This is a genomic window from Hymenobacter coccineus, from assembly GCF_001816125.1.
In the GTDB taxonomy this organism is placed as follows: domain Bacteria; phylum Bacteroidota; class Bacteroidia; order Cytophagales; family Hymenobacteraceae; genus Hymenobacter; species Hymenobacter coccineus.
Genome location: NZ_MDZA01000124.1, coordinates 1 through 6,745 on the forward strand (window position 1 = coordinate 1; position 6,745 = coordinate 6,745).

Sequence of the window (6,745 nt, forward strand, 5' to 3'; positions counted from 1 at the left end):
CAGGGTGCGGCCGGCCCGCCCCGGCCTTCACCACCAGGCGGGTGCTGGCCAGCAGGGCCGGCAGTCGGTAGCGCGCGCCGGCCAGCGCCGGGTGGGTGAAGTGCAGCACCACCGAATCGGCGACGCGCAGGCCGGCCGGGCCGGGGCGGGAGGCCACGGCCACGTCGTCGGTATCGAAGCCCAGCGAATCGCGCAGCGCGCGGCCCCGGAAGCCGTCGGCCGCGATGAACACGTCGCTGCCCCGGGCCACGAAGCGCAGCAGGGCCCGGGCGTCGGCCTCCGAAGCCCCAAAGCCGTCGTTGATAAACAGATAATTGGCCCTGGCCGCCAGCACGTTGGGCCCCGCGGTGGGCGGCGGCGGCGTCTCTGCCTCGGTAGAATCGTAGGCGGTGGGGCGGGGTTGTTCGCCGAGGCTGTCCACGCTCACTGCGGTGGAGTCGCGGGCAGCGTTCGGTTCAGCAAAGCGCTCCTCCTCCGCGGTGGCGTCCGGCTCCGGGCCCGGTGAGCTGCACGTAGGCCGACTGGCGCACGGTGGCCACCGAATCGGTGCCGAGCAGGCGCGGCAGCTGGTCGAACAGCACGAAGGTGCCGTAGGGAATCTTGTCCTTGTTGATGTAGGTCGGCGACCAGTCCAGGGGCTTGGGGCGGTAGTATTCCAGGGCCACGTAGGCCCCGAACAAGGCCAGCAACCCGAGCACATACCAGCGAAATGTCGTCATGGGCACAGCGGAAAAAATTAGGCGGGCCGGCGGGCCGGGGCCCCCGCCAGCTGGCCGGCCAGGGCCCGGTGCCCGGTGCGCACGTGCGCGTACTGCCCGGCCGTTAGCCCCAGCTCGCCGTACCACACGTACTCAAACTGCCGGGTGATTTCGCGGAAATCGGCGCGTAAGGGGCCCTGGGCGGGCAGCTCGGCCAGGTAGGCGTGGTTGGTTTTGTTGGGTTGCCAGTCGATGAAGCCGCCGTCGGCCAGCTGCTTGAGCAGCTGCAAGTAGCCCAGGCGCACGCCCAGCCGGAAGTTGCTGGTGGCCTCGGCCTCGGCCAGACGGGCCGTAAAATCGACTTCGTGGATGTTCTCGGCGGTGGCGTCGTAAGCCAAAGGGGCCCGGCGCGGCCCGCGGCCAAACACGCCGGTGAGGTCCACCTGCAACAGCTTGAGCACCACGAAAACGCCCGCCGCCACGAACAAGGCATAAAATACCCAGCGCCAAAAGTGCGTGTAGGTTCTTTGGTCCAGCCAGTTTTGCACTCGCTGCCACAGCCGCGCCCAAAACAAATCCCAGGCGCTGAGGCGCGGCACGGCTTCGGCGTAGTTGAAGTCGCGCTGGCCGCGCAGCTCGCGCAGCCGCGCCGGGTGCGGGTTCAGGCCGCAGGCGGGCTCGAAGGCTACCTTCTGGGCCAAAAACATCAGCACGTAGGGCGAGGTATCGGCCGTGATGGCCATTTCGGTGGCCCCGGCGTCGGTGGGCAGGGTGTAGGGCCGCACGCCGCCCAGGCCGGTGTAATAGCTCAGCAGCGCATCGAGCCAGTTACGCAGCGCGGCGTTGCTTTGGGTGAGGTAGCGGGCGGCGCCGCGGGTGCTGGCGGCCAGGTGCTTGCGCTCGTCCACGGCCCCGTCCACGCGCAGGCCCAGGCCGGTGGCGGTTTCGCGCTTGAGCTGCCAGTAGCCCACCGCCCCGTGCGCGCTCTGGGCGTCGGGCAGCAGGGCGCTTTCCTGCAAGGCCAGGTAGCGGAAATCGCGCGGCACGCCCGCCTGCTGCAAGGTCTGGTCGATGAGCGGGAAGGCGGCGTCGGCCAAATCGACCCGGGCCTGAAACGAGGGCTGGTGCCGGACCAGCGCATCGGCCCGGAGCTGCACCAGACGCTGGGCTTCGGCCGTCAGCACCAGGTGCAGGCCCAGGGCGTCCAGCTCGGCCGGCACGTTGGGGCGGGCCGCGGCCGGGCGCTGGGCCGCCGCCGGGGCCCCGGCCAATGCCAGCAGCACCAGCAGCAAAAAGCGGGTGTTCATCAATAAACGCAAGGGAAGTAGCAGACTAGCAAAGTACAAAGAACGGCCTTTGCGCGAGTTGGAGCATCACCGCCACAGATGGTGCGCAAAAGCCCTGCGTGCGTGAGTAGCCGCCCCGGTTATCGATAATGGGGCTTCTAAGTACCCAGTTTGATTACGGATCATGATGAAGTGTTTCGCTGTACGTTATTGATAACCAAATAAAAAAACCGCCCCAACGATTCAGGGCGGCTTTTTACGAGTGTAAACAGTGACTGTATTGAGGCCGAGACTGCATTAAGGTTGAATCAGCACTTTCTGGCGCTGGCTTTGCCCGTCGGCGGTGCGCAGCACGAGCTGGTAGAGGCCGGCGGGGGCGCCGGTGGCGTCCACGGCCAGGGCGTTGGGGCCGGCTTGCAACTGCACTTGCTGCTGCTTTACCGCGCGGCCCAGCTCGTCGGTGAGCAGCAGCGTGGCGGTTTGCGCGGTGCGCGCCGTACAGGCCAGGGTGAAGCGCCCAGCAGATGGGTTAGGGTAGGCACTTAGGCCCAGCGAAACATTGTTTTTGGGAATTGCCAAGGCCCCGCGGCTGGCAACTTGGGCCGCGCTGCCGCTGAGCACCTCGAGGGCCGAGAGCTTGGCTTGGTCCATGCCGCCGCTGAGGTAGGGCACGGTGAGGTCGAGGTTGAGCACGCCGTCGGTAACGGTCACGGCAAACGTCTCGGTGGTGGCCGCCAGGGGCCCCACTTTCTTGACGATGTCGTAGTGGTTAAGCACTTTTTGGCCTTCCAAAGCGGCGTCGAATACGCGCTGGCCGGGCTTGGTCCAGTAGAACTCGGCGAAGTGCAGCACCACTGTGTACTGGCCGTTGGGCACGGGCACGGCGTAGCGGAGGGCGCCGTCGGTGCTATAACGCTCGGTTTGGTAGAGGGCCGGGTCGGGCGTGCCAGTGATGGCTGCCGTGGTGGCGGCGGCGGCGCTATTCGCCGAGTAGTATTGGTCGGCGGCGAAGGCCCCGCGCGTGGTCGTCAGGGCCCCCGCGCCCGCATTCAGGCGGACGGCGGTGGGCAGGACGGGCAGCACCTCCAAAGCCGAGAGCTTGGCTTGGTCCATGCCGCCGGTTAGGTAGGGCACGGTGAGGTCGAGGTTCAGCACGCCGTCGGTGACGGTGACGGCGAAGGTTTCCGTCGTAGCGGTCAGGGGCCCCACCTTCTTCACGATGTCGTAATGGTCGAGCACTTTTTGGCCTTCCAAAGCGGCATCGAACACGCGCTGGCCGGGCTTGGTCCAGTAGAGTTCGGCGAAGTGCAGCACCACGTTATAGTTGCCGTTGGGCACGGGCAAAGCGTAGCGGAGGGCGCCGTGGGTACTGAAGCGTTCGGTCTGGTAGAGGGCCGGGTCGGGCGTGCCGGCGACGGGGGCCGTGGTGGAGAAGGCGGCGCTGGCGGCCGCGTCGAAGTACTGGTCGGCGGCGAAGGCCCCGCGGGTAGTCGTTAGGGCCGGGCCGCCCGCGTTCAGGCGGATAGCGGCCGCAGTGGCGGGCGGCGTAGGAGTGGCCTGGTTTAGGCGCACGCTCACCGTGTTCGTTTCGCTGCTTGGCGCAACCACATCGAGGGTGCCGTTTCCGTCCAAATCACCAAGTGCCAAACTAAAAGGTGAGCCATTTGTCGAGATTTCCTGAGTGCCGGTAAACTGCCCCCGGCCATTGTTTATCCGCACGCTCAGCGTAGTGGCAGCTGCTAACAGGTCAAGGTCTCCGTCCCCGTCAATGTCCGCCAGGGTAACACTCAAAGGATTACCGTTTACAGGTACTTGCTGGGTGCCCGAAAATGTGCCGTGGCCGTCATTCAGGCGCACGCTCACGGTGCCTTCGCTGTTGTTGGATATCAAATCCAGGTCGCCGTCGCCGTCTATATCGCCCAGTGCGGTGCCCAGCGGCGTAGTAGCACTTTGGCCTACGGAAATGCGCTGGCCGGAATCGGTAAAGGTCCCGTCGCTGTTGCCCAGGCTTATGTAAACAGTGCCCCCGGGAGACTCATTTGCTAACAGGTCCAGTACACCATCATTGTTAATATCTCCGAGCGCTACGCTCGATATAATGAGCCCACTTTTAAATGATTGCGTGCCGAAGCTAAAAGAGCCTTTGCCATCGTTGAGGTAGATGTCTATATTTGAACCAAAAAAATTGCCAGCCCCCTCTACATTGGGCGCAATAAGGTCTAAGTCACCGTCTCTGTCGACATCCCCTACTACCAAATCAAAGTACGTTACGGTTTGCCCTCGTCCGTATACAACATCGGAGCCGCCGCCAAACACGCCGCGGCCATTGTTGAGGCGCACACTTAGCCGGCTGCTGTTGACCTGGCCGCTGCCATTGGCCGTGAGCAAGTCCAAGTCTCCATCTGCGTCCACGTCCGCCAGCACTACCGTTCGCGGAGATTCGCCAACGGCTACTTCTTGCGTGCCACTGAATACAGCACTGCCGTTATTCAAACGAACGCTTACCATGTTGGCCGTCGTATTAGCGGAAACTAAGTCCAGGTCCCCATCCCCATCCAAGTCCCCAACCGCAACGCTGCGCGGATCGGTGCCAACCGCCACATCCGAGCCCCCGCCGAAGGTGCCGGTGCTGGGGGCCGTGGCCGTAGTGAACTGGAACACCTGCGGCTGGGCCATGGCCCCGGTGGTGCTTTGGGCCTCGGCCGTGAGGGTGGCCGATACGGTTTCACCGGCCTTGAAAGCCGCCGTGGGCTGGAAGGTGAGCGTGTTGCCGCTAACGGTGGCCATGCCGGCCTTGCGGCCCCCGGCCTGCGGGCTGAACACTTTTAGGGCCCCCTGGGTGGCGGCGTTGTTGGCCAGGGCCTGGTTGAAGGTAACGGCCACGGGCGCGGGGCGCGGAGCGGCCACGGCGTTGCGCGCGGGCGATACGCCGGTGACGGTGAGCGGCGCAGCAGGCGTCGGCTGGTTCAGGCGCACGCTTAGGCTTTTGAAGTTCAGTGCTACTATATCTAAAGTATTGTCGCCGTTCAGGTCGGCCAGGGTTAGTTCTGCGTTGGCGCCCACGGCTACCTCACTGCCTTTGCCAAAGGTGCCCTTGCCGTCGTTGAGGTGCGTGCTCACGGTGCCTTTTTGGGCATCGATGGCCAACAAATCCAAAAATCCGTCTCCGTTTACGTCGCCCAGGGCCACGTTCCGCGCTTTGCTGTAGCCGGTGGCCGGTACTTCCTGGCTGCCGCTGAAGTTACCTTGGCCGTCGTTGAGGCGCACGCTGATTTGGGCATCGTGTTTGGCCACAAAATCAAGGAAGCCGTCTCCGTTCACGTCGCCCACGGCCACCGCTTCGGTACCACCGTTCTCCGCCATGCCGAGGGATACCTTCGTGCTCTCACCGAATATGGCTGCCCGCGGGCTTTTGTTTAGGGCCACGTACACATTGGGGCCGTCTAGGGTGCTGGCTGACAGCAGGTCCAGGTAGCCGTCGCCGTTGACATCGCCCAGGGCCAAACTGCCATTAGAAGCTGATGGGATGTAGTACAGGAGCGAAAGACCTCCTTTTCGGTTATTAACAAACGCAGCGGTGGAGGCGTAAGGGCCGTAGGAAGCCACGACGTCGAGGTAGCCGTCGCTATTGATGTCGCCCAGCACGAAGTTTTGGGGGGCTCTGCCAAAGATCGAATAACTCTGCGGGCTGCCAAAAGTGCCTTCCCCGTCGTTGAGGGCTACGTTTAGCGCCGAAGTATTTTGAATACCAGCGCCCACCACCAAATCCAAATCGCCGTCGTTGTCCATGTCTCCTAGGGCTAGGCTCGTGGGGGAAATACCTACTTCAACCGCCCGGGGGCTGCCGAAGGTGCCGCGGCCGTCGTTGAGGCGCACGGTCACCGTGTGGCCAATCTCGGTAGCCGTATTTATTTGGTCGATGTAGAGCAGGTCTGGAAAACCATCGCCGTTCACGTCGCCCTCGGTTACGCCCAGGCCGTTGGCCAAGGCCTGGTCCGAGCCCCCGCCGAACGTGCCCGCGCTGGGGGCCGTAGCTGTGGTGAATTGAAACACTTGCGGATCAACCGTGCTGCCGCTGTATTGTAGGGTAGCCGATACCGTTTCGCCGGCCCGGAAGGCCACGGTAGGCTGGAAGGTAAGCGTGTTGCTGCTGACGGTGGCCGCACCTTTTTTTAGGCCGCCGGCCTGCTGGCTGAACACTTTTAGGGCCCCCAGCGTGGCGGCGTTGTTGGCCAAGGGTTGGTTGAAGGTCACGGCCACGGGCGTGGGGCGCGGGGCCGCCACGGCGTTGCGGGCGGGCGAGAGGCGGGTGACGGCGAGGCTTTGGGCGTGGGCCGCGCCGGCGGCCAGCAGCAGCCCCACCAGGAGCGGACCGACGCCCCGGCGCAGGGCCGCCGCGTGGTGCGAAGTAGTAAAAGTTGGGAGCATACAGGAGGAACGAGAAATGTGGAAACGATTGGGCCAGCCGCGGGTGCAGCCAGTTAATTGATCCAAATTTATCGTACAGATTCATAAACCCCTATATCATATTGAATAAGTCATAAACAGACCGTCGGACGCTGGTCAAATAGCTGATTGCTGTAGACAGCAGCAAGTCGCTGCCGCGCCTAAAAGCCAGGCGCTAGTCGGTAAAAAACGGGCTATTAAATAAAAAATATGTGATAATAATGACATTCGATGCGAAGCAGCGGTGGCCCTAACGCCCCCCGCCGCCTATGCCCCGCCGGGCGGTGGGCCGCCCATGCCGGGGCCCCCACCGCC

At 63.9% G+C, this 6,745-nt stretch carries 4 protein-coding genes; all 4 read right to left on the reverse strand.

The window, feature by feature from the left end; all coding sequences use genetic code 11:
* Nucleotides 1–427 (reverse strand): DUF4350 domain-containing protein (locus BEN49_RS09345; RefSeq protein ID WP_141765635.1); only part of this gene is annotated, 427 nt, incomplete at its 3' end.
* 28 nt (nt 428–455) lie between these two features.
* The gene (locus BEN49_RS09350) at nt 456–719 is read right to left on the reverse strand and encodes a hypothetical protein (protein WP_070742758.1); all 264 of its coding nucleotides are present in this window, start codon (nt 717–719) and stop codon (nt 456–458) included.
* Between the two features lie 17 nt (nt 720–736).
* A complete protein-coding gene (locus tag BEN49_RS09355) occupies nt 737–2,005 on the reverse strand; it encodes a transglycosylase SLT domain-containing protein (protein ID WP_070742759.1) in 1,269 nt (422 codons plus the stop codon).
* A gap of 276 nt (nt 2,006–2,281) precedes the next feature.
* Nucleotides 2,282–6,412 (reverse strand): FG-GAP-like repeat-containing protein, encoded by a 4,131-nt coding sequence (locus BEN49_RS09360; RefSeq protein ID WP_070742760.1) that lies wholly within the window; start codon nt 6,410–6,412, stop codon nt 2,282–2,284.
* Nucleotides 6,413–6,745 lie beyond the last annotated feature (333 nt).